This window comes from Tahibacter sp. (assembly GCF_035481375.1).
Taxonomy (GTDB): domain Bacteria; phylum Pseudomonadota; class Gammaproteobacteria; order Xanthomonadales; family Rhodanobacteraceae; genus Tahibacter.
In genome coordinates this window covers 1-23,751 of the sequence record NZ_DATIGT010000093.1, presented here as the reverse complement: position 1 = coordinate 23,751, position 23,751 = coordinate 1, and the positions used below count along the sequence as shown (strand labels likewise).

At 65.4% G+C, this 23,751-nt stretch carries 14 protein-coding genes; 9 read left to right on the top strand and 5 right to left on the bottom strand.

Annotated elements, in window-relative coordinates:
• Positions 1-138 precede the first annotated feature (138 nt).
• From VLF18_RS05560 to VLF18_RS05545, 4 genes are all read right to left on the bottom strand, one after another.
• Positions 139-555, bottom strand: coding sequence for a VOC family protein (locus VLF18_RS05560; RefSeq protein WP_325278622.1), 417 nt, complete (start codon positions 553-555; stop codon positions 139-141).
• A gap of 170 nt (positions 556-725) precedes the next feature.
• Positions 726-1,979 carry a flavodoxin-dependent (E)-4-hydroxy-3-methylbut-2-enyl-diphosphate synthase gene (gene ispG, locus VLF18_RS05555; RefSeq protein WP_325278621.1) on the bottom strand — a complete coding sequence of 418 codons (1,254 nt, stop codon included), beginning with the start codon at positions 1,977-1,979 and terminating at the stop codon, positions 726-728.
• 95 nt (positions 1,980-2,074) lie between these two features.
• Positions 2,075-3,823, bottom strand: a complete 1,749-nt coding sequence (locus VLF18_RS05550; protein ID WP_325278620.1) for a hypothetical protein — start codon at positions 3,821-3,823, stop codon at positions 2,075-2,077.
• An 86-nt stretch (positions 3,824-3,909) separates the two neighbouring features.
• Entirely contained in the window at positions 3,910-6,060 is a 2,151-nt protein-coding gene (locus tag VLF18_RS05545) for an acetyl-CoA hydrolase/transferase C-terminal domain-containing protein (protein ID WP_414717186.1), read from the bottom strand.
• 234 nt (positions 6,061-6,294) lie between these two features.
• On the opposite strand from VLF18_RS05545, the gene VLF18_RS05540 reads away from it, so the two are divergent.
• The 9 genes from VLF18_RS05540 (at position 6,295) to VLF18_RS05500 (ending at position 22,427) form a co-directional block, all read left to right on the top strand.
• Positions 6,295-8,709: a cyclic nucleotide-binding domain-containing protein gene (locus VLF18_RS05540; protein WP_325278618.1), complete on the top strand. Its 2,415-nt coding sequence runs from the start codon at positions 6,295-6,297 to the stop codon at positions 8,707-8,709.
• 20 nt (positions 8,710-8,729) lie between these two features.
• Positions 8,730-9,182 (top strand): hypothetical protein, encoded by a 453-nt coding sequence (locus VLF18_RS05535; RefSeq protein ID WP_325278617.1) that lies wholly within the window; start codon positions 8,730-8,732, stop codon positions 9,180-9,182.
• Positions 9,183-9,222: 40 nt separating this feature from the next.
• The gene (locus tag VLF18_RS05530; RefSeq protein WP_325278616.1) at positions 9,223-10,131 is read left to right on the top strand and encodes a hypothetical protein; all 909 of its coding nucleotides are present in this window, start codon (positions 9,223-9,225) and stop codon (positions 10,129-10,131) included.
• A 9-nt stretch (positions 10,132-10,140) separates the two neighbouring features.
• Positions 10,141-11,820 carry a cytochrome c3 family protein gene (locus VLF18_RS05525; RefSeq protein WP_325278615.1) on the top strand — a complete coding sequence of 560 codons (1,680 nt, stop codon included), beginning with the start codon at positions 10,141-10,143 and terminating at the stop codon, positions 11,818-11,820.
• A gap of 327 nt (positions 11,821-12,147) precedes the next feature.
• Positions 12,148-14,202 carry a heme-binding protein gene (locus tag VLF18_RS05520; RefSeq protein WP_325278614.1) on the top strand — a complete coding sequence of 685 codons (2,055 nt, stop codon included), beginning with the start codon at positions 12,148-12,150 and terminating at the stop codon, positions 14,200-14,202.
• A 1-nt stretch (position 14,203) separates the two neighbouring features.
• Complete coding sequence (locus VLF18_RS05515) at positions 14,204-16,018, top strand: hypothetical protein (RefSeq protein ID WP_325278613.1); 1,815 nt, start codon at positions 14,204-14,206, stop codon at positions 16,016-16,018.
• A gap of 10 nt (positions 16,019-16,028) precedes the next feature.
• The gene (locus VLF18_RS05510; protein ID WP_325278612.1) at positions 16,029-20,396 is read left to right on the top strand and encodes a hypothetical protein; all 4,368 of its coding nucleotides are present in this window, start codon (positions 16,029-16,031) and stop codon (positions 20,394-20,396) included.
• 50 nt (positions 20,397-20,446) lie between these two features.
• On the top strand, positions 20,447-21,040 hold the full coding sequence (locus VLF18_RS05505) for a hypothetical protein (RefSeq protein WP_325278611.1): 594 nt from the start codon (positions 20,447-20,449) through the stop codon (positions 21,038-21,040).
• Between the two features lie 130 nt (positions 21,041-21,170).
• Entirely contained in the window at positions 21,171-22,427 is a 1,257-nt protein-coding gene (locus VLF18_RS05500; RefSeq protein WP_325278610.1) for an ATP-binding protein, read from the top strand.
• Between the two features lie 690 nt (positions 22,428-23,117).
• On the opposite strand, the gene VLF18_RS05495 is transcribed toward VLF18_RS05500, so the two are convergent.
• A partial coding sequence (locus tag VLF18_RS05495) for an IS5 family transposase (protein WP_325278609.1) occupies positions 23,118-23,751 on the bottom strand: 634 nt, incomplete at its 5' end.

Genomic DNA, 23,751 nt, shown 5'->3' with positions numbered 1-23,751 from the left:
GTGCGAAGGCGCCCTGCACGTGCGCAAAAACCCTCCCCATCGAGGGGAGGGTATGGGTGGGACGGGTGTCGGCTCAGCGGGCGTCGCCTTCCCGCGATTGCTGTTGCAGAAGCTCCGACGCCGGGCCGAAGCCTCCCCTCACCCTTCCTTCTCGAGATTCACCATCCACGAAATCCCGAATTTGTCCGTGCAGGTGCCGAAGCGGAATGCCCAGAACGTCTTCTCGAGCGGCATCTGCACTTCGCCGCCGTCGGACAGCGCCGCGAAGATGCGTTCGCACTCGGCCAGCGAGTCGGGGGCCAGCGCGAGCGAAATGCCGCGCGGCTTCTCGTACGGGCAGTAGGACGACATCGCATCCGAGCCCATCAGTCCGTGACCGTCGATGACGATCATCGAATGCATGACCTTGTCGCCGTATTCCGGGCCGCAGCCTTCGCCCTCGGGCGCCTCGCTGTATTTCATCGTGTGGACGATCTTGCCGCCCAGGTGCTGCGCGTAATACGCGAACGCCTCGGCGCAGTTGCCGTCGAACATCAGATACGGTTCGATCTTCATGCCCATCTCCTTCTGGTCTGAGAACGCCGCCGGCGCAAACGCGCCGGGGTCTGCGGTATGCCAGAACCGGCGACGCGCGGGAAGCCGGTTCCGGCTTACGCGTCGATCCGGCAACACCGGAATCGACAGACTTCCAGAAATTTCTTTCAGGCGATCGAACGCCCCGCGCCTCAGCCCGCCTTCGCGCGATACGTGTCGGCGACGTAACGGTCGAGGATGCCGATGAACTCCTGCGCGATCGAATCGCCGCGCAGGGTCTGCGTCTTAACGCCGTCGATGAACACCGGCGCCGCCGGCGCCTCGCCGCTGCCCGGCAGCGAGATGCCGATGTTCGCGTGCTTGGACTCGCCGGGGCCGTTGACGACGCAGCCCATGACCGCGAGCGTCAGGTTTTCCACGCCGTCGTACTGGATGCGCCACTCGGGCATGCGCGCGCGGACATGGTCCTGCACGGCCTTGGCGAGTTCCTGGAAGAACGTCGACGTCGTGCGTCCGCAGCCCGGACAGGCGGTCACGAGCGGCGTGAACGCGCGCAGGCCCATGGTCTGCAGCAGCTCCTGGGCGACGATGACCTCGCGCGTGCGCGATTCCTGCGGTTCCGGCGTCAGCGAGATGCGGATCGTGTCGCCGATGCCTTCCTGCAGCAGCACCGCGAGCGCCGCGCTCGACGCGACGATGCCCTTGGAACCGATGCCGGCCTCGGTCAGGCCCAGGTGCAGCGCGTAGTCGCTGCGTGCGGCGAGGTCGCGGTAGACCGCGATGAGTTCCTGCACACCCGACACCTTGCACGACAGCACGATGCGCTCGCGCGCGAGTCCGAGTTCCTCGGCGCGGGCGGCGGAATCGATCGCCGAGCGGATCAGCGCCTCGCGCATCACGCGCGGCGCATCCCAGGGAACCGCGCGCTCGTGGTTCTCGTCCATCATGCGCGCGAGCAGTTCCTGGTCGAGCGAACCCCAGTTCGCGCCAATGCGCACGGCCTTGCCGTGGCGGATCGCCAGCTCGACGATCGTGGAAAACTGCAGATCTTTCTTTTTCCCGAAGCCGACGTTGCCCGGGTTGATGCGGTACTTGGCCAGCGCTTCTGCCGCAGCCGGCTCGTTGGTCAGCAGCGTGTGGCCGTTGTAGTGGAAGTCTCCGATCAGCGGCGCGCCGACGCCCATCATGTCGAGGCGTTCGCGGATGCGCGGCACGGCGGCGGCGGCCTCGGCGGTGTTGACGGTCACGCGGACGAGTTCCGACCCCGCGCGCCAGAGTTCGGCCACCTGGCGGGTCGTCGCGACGATGTCGGCGGTGTCGGTATTGGTCATCGACTGGACGACGATCGGCGAGCGGCCGCCGATGGCGACGCCGGCGACGTCGACGCCGACGCTGCCCCGGCGTGGGGCGGCGCTGGCGACGCGGGTATCGGATTCGGGAGTCATGCAGGAGGGCGGGCGGAAAGCGAAGCCGCGAGTTTAGTGCCGCCTGCGCGCCGGTGCCATCGATCGGTCGAGGCACTGCCGCATCGACGCGCGCCTTATCCCGTCGTACCGTCGGCGCGCGGCTCCTCGGCGTCGCTCTCGACCGCGTCGGATTCGTCGAGCTCTTCCTGCGTCGGCGCGCGCCCGATCAGCACGCGCTGATAGGAATGGCTGGCGTCCACGACGGTCACGTCGCCCAGGCGCGCGACGCTCGCGCGCGTTTCCCAGTCGAGCGGATCGGCCGGCCGCGTCAGTTCCAGTTCGTGCGCATGACGGTCGAACAGATGCGGCGCCAGCACGGTCATCGCGTGGCCGTTGTCCTGATCGAGCAGCAGCACGCCGCGCATCGCGGCGCGCACCGACCCGGTCGGTTCGAAGCTCGCGATGCCGACCGGCTGCGCGCGCCGCGCGAGCAGCTCGATGCCGGCGTCGACCGAATCGGCGTCGTCGATGCGGATCCAGCGGATCACGCCGACCATCCAGTCGCGGTCGTCGTCTTCGTCGTCCTCGGCCGCGGTCGGCGTCAGCCCGACGAGCTCGCCGACCTTGGCACGCGCCAGATCGGCCTTGTCCCAGACCAGCCGATAGCCGCCGAGGCTCTGGTCCAGCACGCGCGCGCGCTGCACGACCGGCCTGACCTCGCTGCTCTGCGTCGCCCACGACGAGGCGCTTTCGCGCGCGGTCAGGCTGATCGCCTGGCCGCGCACGCGGCGCAGGAACGCGTCGAAATCCTCGTTGCCGGCCAGCATGTGGTGCAGCGCATGCAGGCCGATCACGGTGTCGAGCTGATGACCGGCCGCGAGCCGCGCATGCCCGCGCTCGGCGCTGCCGCCCCAGCTGCGCGTCAGCCGGTCGACGACACTGCGCCGCGCCTGCACCGGCGGACCGCCCTTGAGCCGGAAGGTCAGGAAATCCGCCCCCGGCGGCAGCAGCTGCACGTGCCCCTCGATCATGCGCTGCACCGGATGCGGGTCGAACGACAGCAGTCCTTCGGCCGCGAGCTGGCGTTCCTCGGGCACGTAGCCCACGCCCTGGTCCTGGTCGGTCAGCACGGCGAAGCCCGCGACCGGCGCGCGGCCATGGCCGATCTGGCAATACGGCGCGAGCGCGCGCGTCAGCGCGAACACGTCGGCCATCTCGCGCTGGGTATAGCGATACGGATTGCTCAGCGCGAGCAGCAGCGCATGCGCATAGGCGTGCCGCGGCGACAGTTCCGCGCCGCCGAGGCTCGGATCGGTCGCGGTCTTGTCGTCCAGGCGCAGTTGCACCGCGGCGACGAACACGTCATGCAGCCGCAGCCAGACCCCGGCCGGCGGCGTGTGATAGAGCGTGTAGGCCTTGGCCAGCAGATTGCCGTAGTGCTGCAGCGCGCGCACGGCCGCGAGCGCGACCGACTTTCCCTTGAGAAACGGCACCTTGCCGCCCGGAGCGCAGAAGTCGTGAAGGATCTGCACATAGCCCAGGCCGATCTCGCGCTCGAAGTCCTGCGCGGTGCGCGCGAGCTGCATCTTCGGCGGCGCCAGCGGAAAGCTCTCCAGGAGAATCTGCCGGTCGATGCTGCCGATGACCTGCAGCACCGGCCCGCGCAGCAGCTCAAGCGCATCGAGCCGCTGCTGCGGCTCGATGCGCATGCGGTTCATGACCATCAGCGCGTCGAGCAACTGCCGCGAGGTCGCCGCCGGATTCGCGAGCGGCAGATGGTTCAGCCAGTTGCGTACTGCCTTCGCGTCGGTCGCGAAGTCGTCGCGAAACGGCGGATGACGTTCCGGCCAGTCGCGCGACAGGCGTTGGAGCCAGTCGTTCATCGAGGTTGCCCCTGTGGCTTCCTGCGTATGGTCATGAGTTTAGCGCGTGAACTTCGTCCTTCTCATAATCTTCACGGTCAACGAGCTCAGCGGCGCAACCCCGTGAGCACGAGCCGACGCTGCCACTTTTCCGCCAGCGTCTGCGGTGAATCCAGTCCCATCCGTTCAAGCGCGGCGGCTTCCTCGACGCGCGGCGTTCCGTTCCTGAGCGCGCTCAGCAGCAGCGTGATCCGCCCGCCGCGACGCGCGCCGCGCTGCTTGAGCCACTGGAGCGCGCCGGCCAATTGAAGTTCGACCGGCGTGAAATCCGTGCCGAACGGGAATGCATCAAACAGGCCACGCTTGCGCAGCGGCGCGAGCGCGGCGGACAGGAATTCCGGCGTGTTGCGGCGCCATGCCTCCGGCACGGCGAAGCCGGCCGCGAGCTTGCCGGCGGCCTTGGCCTGCGCGACGAGACCGTCGACGAAACGCGCATCGCTGACCGCGAGCATGGCCTTGACGCAGTCCTCGTCGGATTTTCCGCGCAGGTCGGCCACGCCGTATTCGGTCACGAACACGTCACGCAGGTGGCGCGGGATCGTCGTGTGCCCGTAGTTCCAGCGGATGCTCGACCGCGCGCCGTCCGCGCTGCCGCGGCAGGCACGCAATAGCAGCACCGAACGGCCGTCGCGCAGCGCGTGCGCCATCGCGACGAAGTTGTACTGCCCGCCGACGCCGCTGACCACGCGGCCGTCCTCCAGCGCGTCGGACACGGCCGCGCCGAGCGCCGTGGCCATCATGCAGGTATTGAAGAAGCGCCCGTCGCGGCGCTGCAGCGCGTCCAGCGTCTCGCGGCCGCCGTAGAGCTGGTTGATGTCCGACACGCGCGTCATCGACACGCCGTCGAAATCGTCGCCGTCCAGTTCCGACAACCAGCGATAGAACTCGACCGAACCCAGATAGAACGCACCGCGCAGATAGCGCCCGTCGCGCAGCCGGCGTCCGGTCATCGCGCGGCCCAGCGCCGCGCGCGCGCTCATCTCGCGCAGGTCGCAGGGCACCGTCGCGCCGTCGGGCAGTTGCACCTGGTCGCCGTCGATCGTACAGCCTTCCGGCAGCAGGCCGCAGCGCATCAGCCGCGCAAGCTCCGGACCGTGTATCAGCCCCGGCAGCGCGCCGCTCGCATACAGCCGTTCGACGTCGCCGGTCTTCAGCGTCTCGCCGATCGCGCCCTCGGCCAGCGCCTGCTCGATCGCGAAATCATCGAACACGCGGCGCTTGAGCACGCCGCCGCGTGCGAGGTGCATGAAGCCGTCCATGACCATCTCGCTCGCGCCGTACAGGCCGCGCTCGAACGTCGAGAGCCCGCCGACCGCCTCGGTCAGCGGATGCGCACCGCCGACTGCGGCCAGCGCCTCGCGATAGGCCGCGTTGTCGCGCTGGCGCAGCAGCAGCGCGTGCACGACCGCGTCCGACAACGCGCCGATGCCGATCTGCAAGGTGCCGCCGTCGCGGACCAGCGTGCTCGCGTGCAGGCCGAGCGCGAACTCGGGCGCGCTGACCGGCTCGCGCGGCAGCGCGAACAGCGTGTGGTCGCAGGCCGGGTCGTCGAGCAGCAGGTCGAAGAAGTCCGCGTTGACCTCGGCCTCGTTCGCGACGAACGGCAGCCGCGGATGCACGACGCCGACGACCAGCGGCCGCGGCCGCCCGCAGGACGCCATCTCGTCGATGAGGTCCTGCGTCACATCGGGATTGCTCGCGAGACTCAGCCGCTCGCGCCCATCCTCGACGCGACGCGCGACCAGCTGCACGACGACGTTGATGCCCGCGCCGGCAAGGTCGCGCGCGACATGCGTGTAGTTGAGGCTCGCGTACTCGCGCTGCGCCTGCGCGTTGTCGAGCAGCGCGCCCGACTGCAGATAGAACTCGCTGACGCGCACGCGCGCCGGCAGCGTGCCGTCGCGGCGCGCGACGGCGTAGTCGAGATCGGGATAGTCGGCGCCGAAGTGCCGGTCGAGAAAGCGTCCGAGAAAGCGCCGCTCGAGATCCGACTTCGGCGCCGGCCGCGCGAGCGACAGCGCGGTGAAGATGTGCAGCGACTGGTTCGGGTCGGCCACGACCGCGCGATACAGCGCATTGAGCAGCACGTTGGGCTTGCCGAGCCCCAGCGGCGCGGCGAGGCGCAGCTGGCCGCCGCCGTGAGCCAGGATCCGCGACACCGTTTCCGCTACCGCGGACAGCCTTTCCACATGCCTCATCGCGCCTCCGTTGCCCTGCCCGCGTCCGGCCTGCGTCGGCACGGGGCCGGCAGTGCCGCCGAGTATGACGGCCGGCGCGCACCGATGTCATGAATCCCCTCTCCGATGCGTTACAGTCCCGGCGCAGGAACCGCGGCGATGTCCGTTCGCCCGGCTCGATGGTCCGTCAGGGGACCGTGGCGCATTTCATCGGTACTAGCCCGGCGGCTTTCGAGCCACCCAGCGAGGTAGGAAATGAGCGAGCGTTTCCGCATTGCGATCGTCGGCTCCGGGCCTGGCGGCCTTTCCGCCGCGGCGCGCGCGGCCGAGCGCGGCGAGTCGCACGTGCTGCTCGAAGCCGAGCCGCATCTGTCCAACACCATCTATCGCTACCAGAAGGGCAAGTTCGTCATGGACGAGCCCGGGATACTGCCGTTGCGCTCTCCCGTGCCGTTCAAGGCCGGCTCGCGCGAAACCATCCTCGGCGCCTGGGACGAAGCCGCCGCCCGGCTCAAGATCAATGTGCGCCACGGCCACGAAGTCACTGCGATCAAGAAACGCGACGACGGCAGCTTCGAACTCAAGTGCGGCAACGGCGCGGTCGTCGAGGCGCAGTTCGTCGTCATGGGCATCGGCCTGCAGGGCAACATCCGCAAGCTCGGCGTACCCGGCGAAGACCTGCCCTTCGTGCAGTACCAGCTCGACGACCCCGACGAATACGAAAGCGAGACCATCGTCGTGGTCGGTGCCGGCGACGCCGCGATCGAGAACGCGATCGCGCTGGCCAAGCAGAACAACGTCGTCATCGTGAACCGCCGCGACGAGTTCGCGCGCGCGAAGAAAGGCAACGAGGCCGGCATCCTCAAGGCGATCGAGGACGGCCTGATCGAGTGCTACTACAACGCCGCGCCCGAGCGCGTCGACGCGCTCAGCGTCGGCCGCAAGAAAGGCCGCATGATTCTCGCCACGCCCAACGGCAAGGCGCAGATCCTCATCGACCGCGTCATCGGCCGTCTCGGCGCGACCGCGCCGCGCGGCTTCGTCGAAGCCTGCGGCGTCACGTTCCCGAGCAAGGACCCGGCCGCGGTCCCGGCCATCAGCCCGCAGTACGAATCGAACGTGAAGGGCCTCTACATCGTCGGCGCGCTCGGCGGCTATCCGCTGATCAAGCAGGCGATGAACCAGGGTTACGAAGTCGTCGAATACATCCGCGGCGAACGCGTCGAACCCGCCGACGAACCGCTGCTCAAGGCCAAGCTCGGATCCATGCCGGGCTTCCGCAGCGTCGACGAAGCACTCGCGCGCATCCAGCAGAACGTGCGCGTGCTCTCGCACATCACGCCGCTGCAGCTGCGCGAATTCATGCTCGACTCGGACCTGCGCACGCCCGCGCCCGGTGAAACCGTGTTCGCGCGCAACGACTACACCAACAGCTTCTATTCCATCGTCGACGGCGAAGTGCAGATCGCGCTCGACGACGAAGGCAAGCAGCACATCACGCTGCGCCGCGGCGAATTCTTCGGCGAGATGGGCCTGATCTCGGGCCGCCGCCGCTCGGCGACGGTCAAGGCCGGCAAGGGCTGCGTGCTCGTCGAGACGCCGCGCCGCTCGATGAACCGGCTCATCAACTCGGTCGCCGCGGTCAAGCGCGAGATCGACGAGATCTTCATCCTGCGCGCGATCCAGTCGCGCTTCGCGCCCGAAGCCACGGCCGACCAGCTCAAGGACATCGTCGCGACCGCGACGCTGCAGAAATTCGCCGCGGGCGACACGCTGTTCGGCGAAGGCGAAATCGGCGACTGCCTGCACCTCGTGCGCGTCGGCTCGCTGACGATTTCGCGCAACATCGCCGGCAAGGAAGTCGTGCTGTCCTACGTGCCCGCGGGCAACTACGTCGGCGAGATGGCGCTGCTCGGCGAATCGCGGCGCTCGGCCACGGCGCGCGCGGCGATCGCGACCGAGACCGTGCGCCTGGACGGCGAGAGCTTCAAGAAACTCGTCAACCGCATGCCGGTGCTCAAGCTGCGGCTGCAGGCGGAATACCGCCAGCGCGCCGCGTCGAATCTCGCGATGCAGGCGCTGCCTGCGGGCGGCGACATCATCCAGTTCCTGCTCGCACAGGGCGCCGGCGAAGCGACCGATATCCTGCTCATCGACGAATCGCTGTGCGTGCGCTGCGACAACTGCGAGAAGGCCTGCGCCGAAACCCATGGCGGCACCTCGCGCCTGGATCGCGAAGCCGGACCGACCTACGCGAGCGTGCACGTACCGACCTCGTGCCGGCACTGCGAACATCCGCACTGCATGAAGGACTGTCCGCCCGACGCGCTGCGCCGTGCGCCCAACGGCGAGGTCTACATCGCCGACAACTGCATCGGCTGCGGCAACTGCGAACGCAATTGTCCTTACGGCGTGATCCACATGGCGTCCAAGCCGCCGAAGAAACCGGGGCTGCTGAGCTGGCTGCTGCTCGGCCTCGGACCGGGTCCGGGCGAGGCGCCCTACGACGCCAGGAAATCGAAGAAAGAGCCGAAGGAAAAGAAAGCCGTCAAATGCGACATGTGCAAGGATGAAAAAGGCGGCCCCGCCTGCGTGCGCGCCTGCCCGACCGGCGCGGCCATCCGCATCTCGCCCGAAGAATTCCCGGCCTATGCGCAAAGCCGGCGCTGAGGCCCGCGGAGCGACCTGCCATGAGCGACGCGCGCACCGCGACCTGTCCGCGTTGCAAGACCGAACAGACCGTTCCCGACTGGCGCCAGCGCGCCTGCACGCAGTGCGCGCGAACGTTTTATCCGGCGCCGTCCGTCGATCCGGTACTGCAGCGCAAGCGCACGACACGCCGCGCGTTGCGCGAACGAGACGAAGAGGACGCAAAAGATCCGATCGGACGCTTCCAGGCGTGCTGCGCCGCCGGCGGGTTGCTCGTGCTCATCCTCATCGCGCAGCTCTCCTTCGGCGCCGTGTTCTTCGCCGGCAAATCCGGTCCGTCGACCGTGATCCTGCGGCACGAGGAACCGGCGCGTTACTGGAATTGGGTCGCGGCGACGGCAACCGGCGCCACGGTATTCCTCGGCATCGGCAGCTACGGCCTGCGCCGCATCCGCGCGCGACTCGCGCGGCGGTTTCCGGGGGACGAGGCATGAGCTGCACGCTACCTGCTGCTTCATTTCGCGGCTATCACACATGAACGCCCGCCACGAATCCGTCCTGAACCACAGCGGCGCGCGCTGGCTCTGGATCTCGCTCGCGCTGTCGCTGGTCTCGCTGCTCGCCTACGCGCTGCACTCCCCCGCCGTGCCGCCCAACGGCGGCACCTGGCTCGGCTACACGCTCGGCACCGTCGCGGGCCTGCTGATCCTCTGGCTCATGTATTTCGGCATCCGCAAACGCTCCTATTCGGGCACCTCGAACCTGCGCGGCTGGCTCTCGGCCCACATCTACCTCGGCACCACGCTGATCCTCATCGCGCTGCTGCACGCCGGCTTCCAGGTCGGCTGGAACCTGCACACGTTCTTTCTGGTCGTGATGCTGCTCGTGATCTTCTCGGGCTTCTTCGGCGTCTATTGCTACCTGCGCTATCCGTCGCTGATGACGCGCAACCGCGAAAGCGCCACGCGCAGCGCGATGCTCGAGGAAATCGCCGAGCTCGATCAGAACGCGCTCGCGCTGGCCGACGGCATCGACCCGAAAGTCCACAACATCGTGCTGCGCTCGATCCAGAACACGCGCCTGGGCGGCGGCGTGATCACGCAGCTGCGCGCGCACGACGACTCGGACGCGGCGCTCGCCGGCATCCGCGCCGCGCTCGACGCGCGCGAGAAATCGCAGCAGGCCGCCGGCGGCGCGAAATCCGGCCAGACGATTTTCGCGATGGTCGATTTCCTCGCGAGCGGCACGAACGACCGCCAGGCCGAGGCGCTGCGCAAGCTCATCGATCTGCTGTCGCGCAAGAAAGCGCTGGCTTCGCGCGTCGCGCGCGACATCCAGTACCAGGCGCTCATGGAAATCTGGCTCTACTTCCACGTGCCGCTGTCGTTCGCGACCGTCGCGGCCCTGTTCGCCCACGTCGTATCCGTGTTCTTCTACTGGTAAGGACGACCGATGCGCTGGCTGATCCGCCGGGTACTCAAGCAAGGCAAGGGCTCGGTCTCCTACGAGGAGGACGTCCACTTCGGCGACGTGCTGTCGATCGGCCGCGCCGCCGACCAGGCGATCTTCCTGTCCGACATCCGCGCCGCGCTCAATCACGCGCGCGTGACCGCGCTGAGCCCGGGCCGCTACAAGGTCGAGTCGCTGATCCTCGCCGGCATCCGCGTCAACGGCGAGCTGACCTACGCGACCAACGTCGGCGCCGGCGCGACAGTCGAAATCGCGTCGACGAAGATCGTGCTGCTCGAACCGCCGCGCGACTTCGAAGCCGCGGTGGAAATCTCCACACTCGACAAAACCGAACAAGAGGCCGCGAAAGCCAAGCGCGCGAAGCCGACCTCGCTCAAGGAAACCTGGATCAGCAAGCGCTTTCCGTCGTGGCTGCTGTTCGTGCTCGTGCTCGTGTTCGGCCTGCTGGTTCCCGCCGCCTCGCACTTCATCCCGCCGCTTGCGAAGATCCTGCCGCACACCGGCCTGCCGACGACGGCGAGCTGGAACCCCGGTCCGCTCGACGCCGCGCACCGCTTCTTCGGCGAGGACTGCAAGCAATGCCATCAGACGCCGTTCCTCACCGTGCGCGACACCGCCTGCACCACGTGTCATACGCGCATGGCCGCGCATGCCGATCCCGCGAAGTTCAACCTGCCTGCGCTCGGCGAAGCGCCGTGCGGCAGTTGCCACCAGGATCATCTCGGCCTCGCCGGCATGGTCAACACCGAAGAATCACTCTGCAGCAATTGCCACACGGGCCTTGCGGCACGCACGCAGAACGCGAGCCAGCTCAGCGACGCGAGCGATTTCGGCACGGCGCATCCCGAATTCCGCGTGCGCCTGCCGGCCTGGGACACGGCCGGCAAATTCGCGCCGCAGCTCACGCGCCTCGCGCCCGGCCTCAAGGAAAATTCGGGCCTCAAGTTCGACCACGCGCTGCATCTGAAACCCGATCTCAACGCGCCGTCGGGCCGCCGCACGCTGCAATGCGCGAGCTGCCACGCCGAAGACGCCGGCGGTCTTGCGATGAAGCCCGTGAACTTCGAGACCATGTGCCACGACTGCCACACCCTCGGCTTCGACACCTTCGCGCCCGACCGGCAGGTGCCGCATGCGAAGGTCGCCGAAGTCGTCTACATGCTGGACGACTACTACGCCAAGCGCGCGCTCGAAGGCGGCTACACCGAAGCCAGCGCCCCGGGCTTCGTGCAGCAGCGCCGCCGCCCCGGCGACGCGCCGCTGAGCCAGCAGGAAACCATCGAAGCCCTGAGCTGGGCGCGCAACAAGTCGCGGCAGGTCGCCGACAGCGTGTTCACCGGCCGCGCCTGCGTGACCTGCCATACCGTCACGCGCGCCGCGGCCACGAACGTCCCTGGCGGCGGCTGGCAGATCGCGCCCGTGCGCGTCAGCGGCATCTGGTACGGCGATGCGTCATTCACGCATGCCAGGCATTCGACGATGACGTGCGGGGACTGCCATGCGGCGGCGACATCGAAAGTCGCAACCGACCTGCTGATCCCGGATCTCGCGAACTGCCGGCAGTGTCATTCGGGCGCGGACGGAGGAAGCAAGGTCGCGAGCACGTGCGTGGCGTGTCATCGCTACCATCAGTCGGAGACGTTGCAGATGAAGCAGCTATAGAAAACGCCCTCTCCCCAAGCGCGCCTGGGGGAGAGGGCTGGCGTGAGGGGGAGAAGCGCCGGCGCGCGTCGAAGCCCGATCGTCGCGACAGCGTCGCAGCACGCGAATCACCAGAGCGTCGCAGCACGCGAATCACCAGTCCGTCGACGTCACTTCGCTTCACGACCATTCGTACGTTCTACGCAAGACGACACCGGAACCTGACATCGCCGCGACACTCAAAAAACCGCGCCAAACCGCGAGTTTCCTGGGGTACTATCGCAGCGGGGAAACACTGATGAGACCTTGGCCGCGCCCTTGCGCCGCGGCCACTCGGAGGATGCTGCGATGGGGAGATCGCCGTTTCGCGGAACTTTGGCCGGACTCTGTCTGGCGCTCGCCGCGTGTAGCGGCGGCAGCAACTCCGGCAGCGTCGTCGGCACCTCGCCGCCGCCGAATCCGCCGAACAACGGCGATTCCGGCTGCTACGGCCAGTGCGGCAACGCGCAGTCGTTCCTGACCGAAGACGACGTCCGCAAGGTCATCGCCCAGGGCGTGGCCGAAGCGCGCGCGCAAGGTCGCCCGGCCACGTTCGTCGTCGTCGACCGCGTCGGCAACGTGCTCGCCGCCTATGCGATGGCCGGCGCGCCGCCGCTCGTCACCGTCAGCTCCGGGCGTCCCGTCACCGGCGGTCTCGAAGGCCTCACGGTCCCGGCCGAATTCGCCGCGATCGCCAAAGCCCTGACTTCGGTCTACTTCTCCTCCGAAGGCAATGCCTTCACCTCGCGCACCGCGGGCCAGATCGCGCAGGAACATTTCAACCCGGGTGATCGCACCGCGCCGTCGGGCCCGCTGTTCGGCGTGCAGTTCTCGCAACTGCCCTGCTCGGACATCAGCGCGCGCTTCGTCAGCGGCACCAATGCCGGGCCGCACCGCTCGCCGATCGGCCTGTCGCCCGATCCCGGCGGCATTCCGCTGTACAAGGCCGGCGTGCCGGTCGGTGCCGTCGCCGCCGCGGGTGCGGACGATCTCTACAGCCTCGACGACAACGCCGGCGACCGCGACCGCAACCTCGACGAATACGTCGCGCTCGCGGCGCAATTCGGCTTCGGCCCGCCGCAGGACCGTCGCGCCGATCGCATCACGGCCGGCGGCCTGACGCTGCGTTATACCGATGTGGAATTTTCCGAACTCGCGCGCGATCCGGCCGCCGCACCGCCGTTCGCGAACCTGACTCCGGCCGACGGCGCCCTGCTGCGCGTGCCCGGCTATGCCGATCCGGTCGTGCTGCGCGGTCTCGCGCTCGGTACCGTCGAATCGGGCATACGGCCCGACACCACCGACTACCCCGGCCTCGACGCCTTCGTGCTCGACGACGGCACCGGCACGAACCGCTATCCGCCGCGCGCCGGCACCGACGGCACCGCCGCGCTCACGCAGAACGAAGTCCGCACCATCGTGCAGGAAGCGCTCAAGGTCGCCGCCCGCACGCGCGCCCAGGTCAGAAAGCCCCTGGGTTCCCGCGCCGGCGAAACCGTCGTCATCGTCGACAGCAACGGCGTGGTGCTCGCGCTCGCACGCTCGCGCGACGCGCTCGTCGACGCGGTCGACGTGACCACGCAGAAAGCCCGCACCGCGGCGTTCTTCTCCGGCACCTTCACCGCCGGCGACATCGCCACGACGACGAACGCGCGCTACCTGCGCGCCGCGGCCGACTTCGCCGCCGGCCGCGTCGATCTGTTCACCGTCGCGCAGAGCGCGCCGAATGCCTACGTGCCGCTGCTGCGCGGCTTCCTCGGCCTGCCCGCCGCCTGGAGCGACGGCCAGATCGCCTATTCGCTGCGCACCATCGGCAACCTGTCGCGCCCGTTCTATCCCGACGGCGTGCCGGGCACGCCGCCCGGTCCGTTGAGCCTGCCCTTCGATCGCTGGAGTCCGTTCCAGGACGGCCTCGAACTCGATCTCGTCTACAACCAGATCGCGAATCACGTGGCCTTCTATCTGAACCAGAAAGGCCTCGCGCTCACGCTCGACGGCGCGCCGCTCGCGCCCGCGCCGACGCCGGGCAATCCCACCCCCGTGCCCGATGTCGGCCGCAACTGCACCGGCATTCCGCGCCTGCCCAACGGCATCACGCTGTTCGGCGGCGGCTTCCCCATCTATCGCGGCAACACGCTGATCGGCGGCGTCGCGGCATCCGGCGACGGCACCGACCAGAGCGACCTCGTCGCCTTCCTCGGCCTGCACAACGCCGGCGTCGCACTCAACACCGGCGTCGGCAATGCCCCGATCGCACTGCGCGCCGACAAGCTCGTGCCCCTGGGCGCGCGGCTCTCGTACGTGCAGTGCCCGCAGTCGCCATTCCTCGATTCCACTGCGCAGTACGTCTGCGAGGGCAAGTGACATGCGCCGACTTCGCCTGCGTCCGCTCGCCCTGATCCTCGCCGCGGCCGCCGCGCCGCAGGCGGTACAGGCCGATGCCAGTCTGCTCGGCCTGCACTGGCTCGAAATCACGCACCTGCTGCCGGCGCCGACCTACGATCCGTTCGCGTCCGACATCCCGCGCCGTCGTCCGGGCCATCCGTACGAACGCTGGACGCCGGCGCCGCCGCAGAACCCCGACAACGTCGATCCCGCGCCGGTCGACCAGGCCGGCGAATTCATTCCGGTGCCCGACCGCTGGCGCATCATGGAATCGCTGGGCTTCAAGCATCCGTGGTACGACCCGTACAACCAGAACCAGCTCAAGGCCGACAAGCCCGTGCGCGGCAAGGACTGGTTCCTCAACCTGCTCGGCATCTCCGACACGCTGATCGAACCGCGCAGCATTCCGACTCCGGCCGCGCCGCAGGCGCCCAGCGGCCCGGGCACGAACGACACGCTCGGCGACGTCGACCAGCTCATCGCGGCACAGACCTTCATCGCGAGCGCGGTCTACTACAAGGGCGACACGACGTTCAAACCGCCCGTCTACGAATTCAAGGGCACGCTCGCGTTCAACTACAACCGCGTGCGCACCGAAGAAACGCGCGCGCTCACGGTCGACCCGACCTTCGGCGAAACGCGCGACGACGGCTTCGTCGGCGTGCAGGAACTGTTCTTCACCTGGGACTATTCCAGCGAACGCCCGCGCTACGACTTCGACGATTTCCGCATCGGCATACAGCCGTTCTCGAGCGACTTCCGCGGCTTCCTGTTCCAGGACAACCAGCTCGGCGTGCGCTTCTTCGGCACGCGCGATTCCAACCGCTGGCAATACAACTTCGCGTGGTTCCGCCGGCTCGAGAAAGACCTCAATTCCGGCCTCAACGACGTCAGCGAAAGCCCGCGCGACGACGACATCTTCATCGCCAATCTCTATCGCCAGGATTTCCCGTTCACGGGCTTCACGTCGCAGGCGACCATCATCCACAACCGCAATCGCGAGACCGAGTCGTTCTACGATTCCAACGGCTTCATCGTGCGCCCCGCCGCGATCGGCCGCGAAGCGCCGCGCGAATACGACGTCACCTACCTGGGCTACAACGGCGACGGCCATATCGGCCGGCTCAACCTGACGGTCTCGGGCTACTACGCGATCGGCGATCAGTCGGCCGGCGTGTTCATCAGCGAAGGCACCGACATCCGCGCCGGCTTTCTCGCCGCCGAAGCGTCGATGGACTTCGACTGGATCCGCGCCCGCGTGTCCGCCGCGTATGCGAGCGGCGACGACGATCCGTTCGACGATCGCTCCACCGGCTTCGATGCCATCTTCGAAAACCCGATCTTCGCCGGCGCCGACACGAGCTACTGGATCCGCCAGAACGTGCCGCTGATCGGCGGCGGCGGCGTCGCCATCTCGCAACGCAACGGCATGCTGCCCGACCTGCGGCCATCCAAGGAACAAGGCCAGTCGAATTTCGACAACCCCGGCCTGCGCCTGCTCGGCGTCGGCGCGGATTTCGATCTGACACCGCAGTCGCGCCTGTCCGGCAACATCAATCATCTGTGGTTCGACAAGACCGAAGTGCTCGAGACCGCCCGCAACCAGGCCAACATCGCCCGCGGCATCGGCACGGATGTCTCCGTCGCCTGGATCTGGCGCCCGTTCGCGACACAGAACGCCGTGCTGCGCCTGTCCGGCGCCGCACTGCTGCCCGGCTCCGGATTCAAGGACCTCTACGGCGACCAGAAGTCGCTGTACTACACCGTATTAGGCAACCTGATCCTGACCTATTGAGGGGTGCGCCATGGGGAAGCTGGTCGGGAAGATTCTTGCGGCTTGCGATCGTGCGGGGATGCAGGTGCCGGCGGGTGACGCGTCGTTGAAAAACGAGGCCTTGTTTTCAGACTGCGAAACCCATCCCCACCCCAACCCTCCCCTTGAAGGGGAGGGAGTGACAGGCTGCGCTCCGATTCCACCATCAGCGTGGGACATTCCCTCTCCTTCAACGAAGCGGGAAATACCCTCCCTTGCAGCGAAGCGGGACAAACCCTCCCCTTCAACGAAGCGGAAAGAACCCTCCCCTTCAAGGGGAGGGCATGGGTGGGGATGGGTTTCGCCTCAGCCGACCAGTAGCACCTCCCCTCACCCCTCAACAACGAAGCGTGACAAACCCTCCCCTTCAAGGGGAGGGCATGGGTGGGGATGGGTTCCGCCTCAGCCCCCCGACAACGCGAAAGCCCTCTCCCCCAAGCTCGCCTGGAACAAAGAATCAGGCGAGAGAGCACACATCCACAACCCCACCCCACAAAGCCATCGCGTGACCCCTCTACGCACCCTCACAACAACCGCAGCAGCGCTGGCCCTCGCCGCGCTCTCACTCTTCGCGCCGCAAACCCACGCCTCCGGCGAAGCCAAGAAAGTCGAACGCAGCTACACCACCGCCCCGCCCGCTCCCGCTTTCCAAACGTGGGAACAGGCCGACGCCAAATCCGCCGGCTGCGTCTCCTGCCACACCGCAAGCGACCGCAAGACCATGCATGCGAGCGAAGCCGTCGTGCTGGGCTGCACCGACTGCCACGGCGGCAACGCCACCGTGTTCGGCAGCAACCCGGCCACCGCCGACGAAGCGCCCGGCGCACACGGCGACAAACACGCCGACATCCCCTATTCCGACAGCGGCACCGGCGGCGCCCCGCGCGCCTACAGCGCCGGCTACATGTCGGCGATGGACAAGGCCCACATCCTGCCGCAATACCCCGAGCGCTGGCCGAACAGCGCCAACCCGCCGCGCAGCTACACGCACCTCATCGACGAATCGCCCGAGTTCGCGCGTTTCATCAACCCGGGCGACCTGCGCATCGCGCGCGAATCCTGCGGCGCCTGCCACCTGCCGCTGATCCAGCAGGCCGAAAAAAGCCTGATGGCAAACGCCGCCATGTTCTGGGGCGCGGCCGCGTACAACAATGGAATTCTCCCGTATAAGCATTCGATACTCGGCGAAGCCTATACGCGCGACGGCAAGCCCTCCGCCGTCGACAACGGCATCCCGAACGACGCCGCCATGGACGCCGCCGGCATCCTGCCGAAGATCAGCCCCATGCCCGCATGGGAAACCGTGCCGCCGGCCGACGTCTTCCGCGTGTTCGAACGCGGCGGCCGCAACATCGGCAACCTGTTCCCGGAAATCGGCGTGCCCAGCGAAACCGGATCGATCCAGCGCCTCGAAGAACCCGGCCGCCCCGATCTCAAGCAATCCAACCGCGGCCCCGGCACCGGCAGCCGCGTCGCGATTCCGGTCCTGAACATCCACAAGACGCGCCTCAACGACCCGTTCACCTGGTTCCTCGGCACCAACGACAACCCAGGCGACTTCCGCTCGTCGGGCTGCTCGGCCTGCCACGTCGTCTACGCCAACGACCGCGACCCGCGCCACTCGGCCATCCATGCCAAGTACGGCAACATGGGCATGAGTGCACAAGTAGACCCGACCATCCCCAAGGGCGAATCCGGCCACCCGATCAAGCACGAGTTCACGCGCCAGATTCCGACCAGCCAATGCATGATCTGCCACATGCATCAGCCGAACATGTTCATCAACTCCATGCTCGGCTACACCATGTGGGACTACGAGTCCGACGCGCCCTTCATGTGGCCCGAGAAACAGCACTACCCCGACGACGAAGAAATCTTCAAGACGCTGAACCGCAACCCGGAAGAAGCGGCCATCCGCGGCAAATGGCGCGATGTGGATTTCCTCAAGGATGTGTCGCTCTTGAACCCGCAGCTCAAGGACACCCAGTTCGCCGACTACCACGGCCACGGCTGGAACTTCCGCGGCATCTTCGCGCGCGACCGCAAGGGCAACCTGCTCGACGACAACCAGCAGAAGATCGCCGACGACGATCCCAAGAAATGGCAGAAAGCCGTGCACATGTCGTCGATCCACGTCGACGTCGGCATGCAGTGCGTCGACTGCCACTTCGCGCAAGACAACCACGGCAGCGGCTATCTCAAGGCCGAAGTCATGAGCGCGGTCGAAATCCAATGCCACGACTGCCACGGCACCGTCGACGCATTGCCGACCTTGAAGACCTCCGGCCCCGCCGCACCGAAGAACGGTCGTGACCTGCTGCTGATCCGCAACCCCGACGGCAAGAAACGCTTCGAATGGGTCGGCGGCGCACTGATCCAGCGTTCCGCCGTCACACCCGGTCTCGAATGGACCATGAGCCTCACCAAGGACGTGTCCAACCCGCTGTCGCCGAACTACAACGACAAGGCCACGCGCGCCCATGCCATGTCGCGCAACACCGCATCGCAGACCTACGGCGCCGACGTTCCGCTGGACCAGCGCGCGCACGGCGACGACAAGATGCTCTGCTATTCCTGCCACACCTCGTGGACCACGAGCTGCGGCGGCTGCCACCTGCCGATCCAGGCCAACGCGCAGACCGAAAAACACAAATACGAAGGCGGCTTCACGCGCAACTTCGCGACCTACAACCCGCAGGTCGCGCGCGACGACATGTTCTTCCTCGGCGTCCACGGCGGCGTCAAAGACCACAAGATCGCGCCGGTGCGCTCGTCCTCCGCACTGATCCTGTCGTCGACCAACATCAACCGCGAACGCATCTACATCCAGCAGCCGCCCGTGTCGTCGGCCGGCTACTCCTCGCAGGCCTTCGCACCGCACTACCCGCATACCGAACGCAAGACCGAAACCAAGACCTGCACCGATTGTCACTTGTCGAAAGACAACGACAACAACGCCATCCTCGCGCAGACCCTGCTGCTCGGCACACGTTTCGTCGACTTCGTCGGCTTCAACGCCTGGGTCGGCGGCGACGGCGAAATCAGCGCCGTGCGCGTCACCGAATGGGACGAACCACAGGCCGTCATCGGCAGCTACCTGCAGCGCTACGCCTACCCCGACTGGTACGCCAACCACCAGAAAGCCGGCCAGCGCCTGCAGGAAGCCTACGGCCACGACGCCGGCACCGCGCAATGCATACAGCTGCGCGGCGAATACCTCTACGTCGCCGAAGGCAAGAGCGGCATGCGCGTCTACGACGTCGCCAGCATCGCCAACAAAGGCTTCTCGCAACGCATCATCACCGCGCCCTCATCCGGAATGGGCCAGGACACCCGCATCGGCAGCAAGAACGCGACCTGCGTGCAGCTCGCCACCACCCAGCCCGTCTCCTTCGCACGCAACGAAGCCGCGAGAAAGATCGAAGCCAACCACGAACAGGCCATGCATCCGATCTACCGCTACGCGTTCATCACGGATAGCGAAGAAGGCCTGATCGTCACCGACATCGACACCCTCGCCGACGGCGAATTCCGCAACAACTTCCTGACACGGGCGGCGACGTGGAACGACGGCGGCGTGCTTAACGGCGCGAAACATCTCGCGATTGCCGGCACCACGTTCTACGTCGTCACCGACCGCGGCATCGTCGCGCTCGACATGAGCGACCCGCTGAAGCCCCGCGCGATCGCGACCGTTCCCATCGCCAACGCACGCGCGGTGCAGGTGCAGTTCCGCTATGCCTTCGTCACCGCGGCCGACGGACTGCACGTCGTCGACATCACGAAGCCGAGCGAAGCACGTGAAGTAGCGGGCGCGTTCATGCGGCTCAGCGATCCGCGCAAGCTGCACCTCGCGCGCACCTATGCCTACGTCGCCAACGGCGCCGAAGGCCTCGCGATCGTCGACATCACGAAGCCCGAACAGCCGACGCTCTACGAGATGTTCAACGCGGGCGGGAAGCTCAACGATGCCAACGACGTGATCGTCGGGACCACCAATGCGTCGCTGTTTGCCTATGTCGCTGACGGCAAGAACGGCGTCAAGGTGATCCAGCTCACGAGCCCTGAGTCGCAGCCGAAGTTCTATGGGTTCAGTCCGGATCCGAAGCCGCAATTGATTGCGTGGCGCGAAACGGCGAAGCCTGCCCTTTCGCTATCGCGCGGACTTGAGCGCGATCGTGGTGTGGACGAAAGCGGAAACCAGATCGCCATCTTCGGACGCATCGGCTCACGGCCGTTTAATTTGCAGGAGATGCAGAAGCTGTATCTCGATGCGGATGGGAGGCCGTGGGGGGTTAGCGATCAAGTACCAGCCCACACGACGCAAAGCGAACCTGAAAAGGCGCGGCGTTCGCCCTGACAGATGCCACGTGAACTGTTTCGGAAACCGGTCGAACTGAAGGACCGTACATGGACATCGCTAATGTCATAAAACCTGACGTCTATCGCATCGTAATCGTCACAATGGTGCCGGGTTTCCTCGCAACGTCCCCTTGGCTAAGTGGCGTATTCTGGCCTGGCCTTAAGCTCGCGAGCACATGGAAGGATATGTTGATCCCGATAGGCCTCACCGGGTTCGCGGTTTGTCTCATCGTTGGCCTGATCCTCGAAAACATCGGATCAGAAATCGAGGTTCATTTTGCTGACAAATGGGTTGTTAAAAACAACAACAAACTGGACAACTGGAACGCCTATTTGCAGCTTGAGACAGACGCAGAATTTGTCGGCCAGCGCTATATTCGAAGCTTTCTCATAAGATTCAAGTTCGAACTTTCGATGATACCCGCGCTGGTCATTTCAGCAGCCGGGCTTCTCGCATCGCTATACTTCAATCAAGGGCTTACCGTGCCTCAAACGGCTACCCTCGTAACCTTGATGTTCACCATAGCGATCTGGTTCTTGTTTGCAGTCCGGCAAAGCGCGTTGGTCCTGGCGCAGACGCGAGAGCTTCTAATCATCGCTTTGAACAGGAAACGCGAAGCGACTGAGAAACCAAGGGCCTAACAGTCATCCGTCTCACATATTGGTGACAACAACCTTGTCAACAAACCTACACCAACTCACTCAGCGGCAGTTCGCAGAGAAACTCGCCGAAGTCACTTCACCATCTTCACCAGTTTTCGAAAGTCGCCACTTGAAGGGACGCGAAGAACAGACCAAAGCTATTACTCAGGCCATTTACGCCCCCGGCAGGCACGTCTTCATATTCGGTGAACGGGGAGTCGGGAAGACGTCGTTGGCGAAAACCGCGGGGCTTGCAGCCACTACAAACTCGACATGCTTTCGCCAAATCGGCTGCGCGGTCGATTCAACATTTGAAGAAGTAATCCGCCAAATCGTCGAGGTCTTCAATCCTGAAAGACTATCTTCTGTATCGACAAGTACAAACTGGGGACTGTCCCAACTACTTGCGATAGGTAGCTCTCAGCAAAGATCGTACGCTCCGCCGCCACCGATAACGGTCTCAGCCGCCGCCGACATGCTTGCATCACTCGACGATGACAAGCGCGGCGACCTGCGAGTTGTCGTAATCGACGAGATCGAGCGCCTCCAAAACTTAGATGCGCGCCTAAAATTTGCAGAGCTCGTAAAGCTCCTTGGAGATCGCGGAGCGCGCCTAACCATCATATTCACTGGTGTCGGGACTGATCTCACAGAAATTCTTGGCGCGCACGAATCCGCATTCAGACAGTTTTTGCAAATCAAGCTTGAACGGCTCGACTACCAGTCATCTCTCGACATCGTAGATGACGCTCTAGACCGTTTCGATCTGAGCTGGGAAATTGAACCAGTCCGAACTGCACGGTTCCGAATTGCAAGTATCGCTAACGGGTTTCCGTACTACGTTCATTTGCTAACAGAGCGCCTTCTATATGCGCTTTACGACGATAAGTCAGCAGAGGTAATTAACCTAGTACATTTACGCAACGCGATTACGGCTGCCGTGAGTGGTGTTTCAGAGCAAATCCGCCAGCCATATGACAAAGCGACGCGAGGGCGTAACGAAGTGTACACGCTGGCAACTTGGGCAGCGGCGGACTCCTGGGATCTTGAACGCGCGACATCAGACATCTACGCCTCGTATGAGTCAATTTGTCGCGCCCTGACAACGGAGCCCGTAGAGAAGCCGCGACTCTCCCAGGTTCTAGCATCACTGAAAGCAGCGAGCCATGGATCACTACTACGTCCAGGATTTCGCCAGGGGCAGCACGTCTTCGTCGAGAACATTTACAGGGGTTACGTTCGACTCTGTGCTGATGCTGCCGGAGTGCAGTTACACGACCTTCGCCCTGAATCTCCGCTGCTAACCTCGACCATCGGCGGACGTAGCAAACGATATTTCAGGAGTGATAGCGCTGGATCTCCGCCAAAGGGATTCGAAAGAAGATGAGGGCGCCGGAAATTTCGAAGAAATCTAGTCGCACCAATCCTATCGGAACGGTCTGTTCTGCAGCCAGGTGAGAACGTAAGCGTCCGGCGCAGCCTCATTCCCTGGTATCGCGATTTCCATAAGTAGAGCGGCCTGCAATGCTAGCCGATTCGTCTGCTACGCGTCATTAGTGGCGACGACGCCAGCCTAGCCGCCCCCAAGCCAGCGCCAAAGCGATTGCTGATGTGGCAACGATGCTGAGCGGCTCAAAGAAGCTGCCGTCTCGCGTTATGAGCCAAGGGATACCCGTACCAAGCCCTACAACTGCAAGCACAATTGGGCCAATAGCATCGGCACTCCACCGATTCGGTGCCGAAATTGGTGCGCCACGATAACGGGGTTAGGTTGAGGTGACCGGGATCGTAAGCACGTCCGGCCTGTGACTCTCAAATTTAGCGCGGTCCAGCTACGGGGATGGAGCCACCTACGCTACCGAAACCAGCGAACTACTTGTTCGCGGAACCCTTGAGAGACCTGCTGAGCAAGGAAGTCGTTTAGTCGCTCCGGGTCAGGTTCATACCTAAGGATGGTCTGAACAAGTCACCGCTACACTCTTCCAAAAGGCAGCTTCGCCGCTTTCGGAAAGAGAATTTCCGACTTGAAGGAGTTTTTGGCATTGCAAAGGCTGCAAATAGCAGCCTTTCTACCGCTCTACGCGGTCTTCAGGCGCAACTCGCCCATCATCGCCAGTAACCGCTTTCGCGCCATCCACAGATTCGATAGCGCGAACAACGTCATGATCTGGGCCGTGTTCTTCGCAAGCCCCTTGAATCGCACTTTCATGTAGCCGAACTGGCGCTTCACGACGCGGAACGGATGCTCGACGCGTGCGCGAATACTTGCCTTGCGCTTTTCTGACTTCTCGATCGAACGCTTCTGGCGGCCGTCCGGCAGTGCCTTCACCGTGCTGCGGCGGCGAGCGATCTGCCAATCCAGCCCCTTGCGTGCGACCTGCTTGTCGGCGCCGGTATAGCCGGCATCAGCATAGACCACGCGTTCCTTGCCATGCAGCAGAGACGCCGCTTCATTCACGTCCGCCTCGTTGGCCGGTGTCGTCGTCACGGTGTGCACCAGGCCCGAATCCACATCGACACCGATGTGTGCCTTCATGCCGAAGTACCACTGCTCGCCCTTCTTCGTCTGGTGCATCTCCGGATCGCGTTCGCCTTCCGCGTTCTTCGTCGAACTCGGTGCCGCGATGATCGTCGCGTCCACGATCGTTCCGCGCTTGAGCATCAGACCTTTGCGCGACAGATACCCGTTCACTCGCGACAGGATGTCCGCG

Coding starts and splice junctions, on each gene's coding strand:
- VLF18_RS05545 (WP_414717186.1), bottom strand. CDS start 6,060: ATGAGGCATGTGGAAAGGCTGTCCGCGGTAGCGGAAACGGTGTCGCGG.
- VLF18_RS05520 (WP_325278614.1), top strand. CDS start 12,148: ATGGGGAGATCGCCGTTTCGCGGAACTTTGGCCGGACTCTGTCTGGCG.
- VLF18_RS05510 (WP_325278612.1), top strand. CDS start 16,029: ATGGGGAAGCTGGTCGGGAAGATTCTTGCGGCTTGCGATCGTGCGGGG.
- VLF18_RS05525 (WP_325278615.1), top strand. CDS start 10,141: ATGCGCTGGCTGATCCGCCGGGTACTCAAGCAAGGCAAGGGCTCGGTC.
- VLF18_RS05550 (WP_325278620.1), bottom strand. CDS start 3,823: ATGAACGACTGGCTCCAACGCCTGTCGCGCGACTGGCCGGAACGTCAT.
- VLF18_RS05540 (WP_325278618.1), top strand. CDS start 6,295: ATGAGCGAGCGTTTCCGCATTGCGATCGTCGGCTCCGGGCCTGGCGGC.
- VLF18_RS05535 (WP_325278617.1), top strand. CDS start 8,730: ATGAGCGACGCGCGCACCGCGACCTGTCCGCGTTGCAAGACCGAACAG.
- VLF18_RS05530 (WP_325278616.1), top strand. CDS start 9,223: ATGAACGCCCGCCACGAATCCGTCCTGAACCACAGCGGCGCGCGCTGG.
- VLF18_RS05515 (WP_325278613.1), top strand. CDS start 14,204: ATGCGCCGACTTCGCCTGCGTCCGCTCGCCCTGATCCTCGCCGCGGCC.
- VLF18_RS05560 (WP_325278622.1), bottom strand. CDS start 555: ATGAAGATCGAACCGTATCTGATGTTCGACGGCAACTGCGCCGAGGCG.
- ispG (WP_325278621.1), bottom strand. CDS start 1,979: ATGACTCCCGAATCCGATACCCGCGTCGCCAGCGCCGCCCCACGCCGG.
- VLF18_RS05505 (WP_325278611.1), top strand. CDS start 20,447: ATGGACATCGCTAATGTCATAAAACCTGACGTCTATCGCATCGTAATC.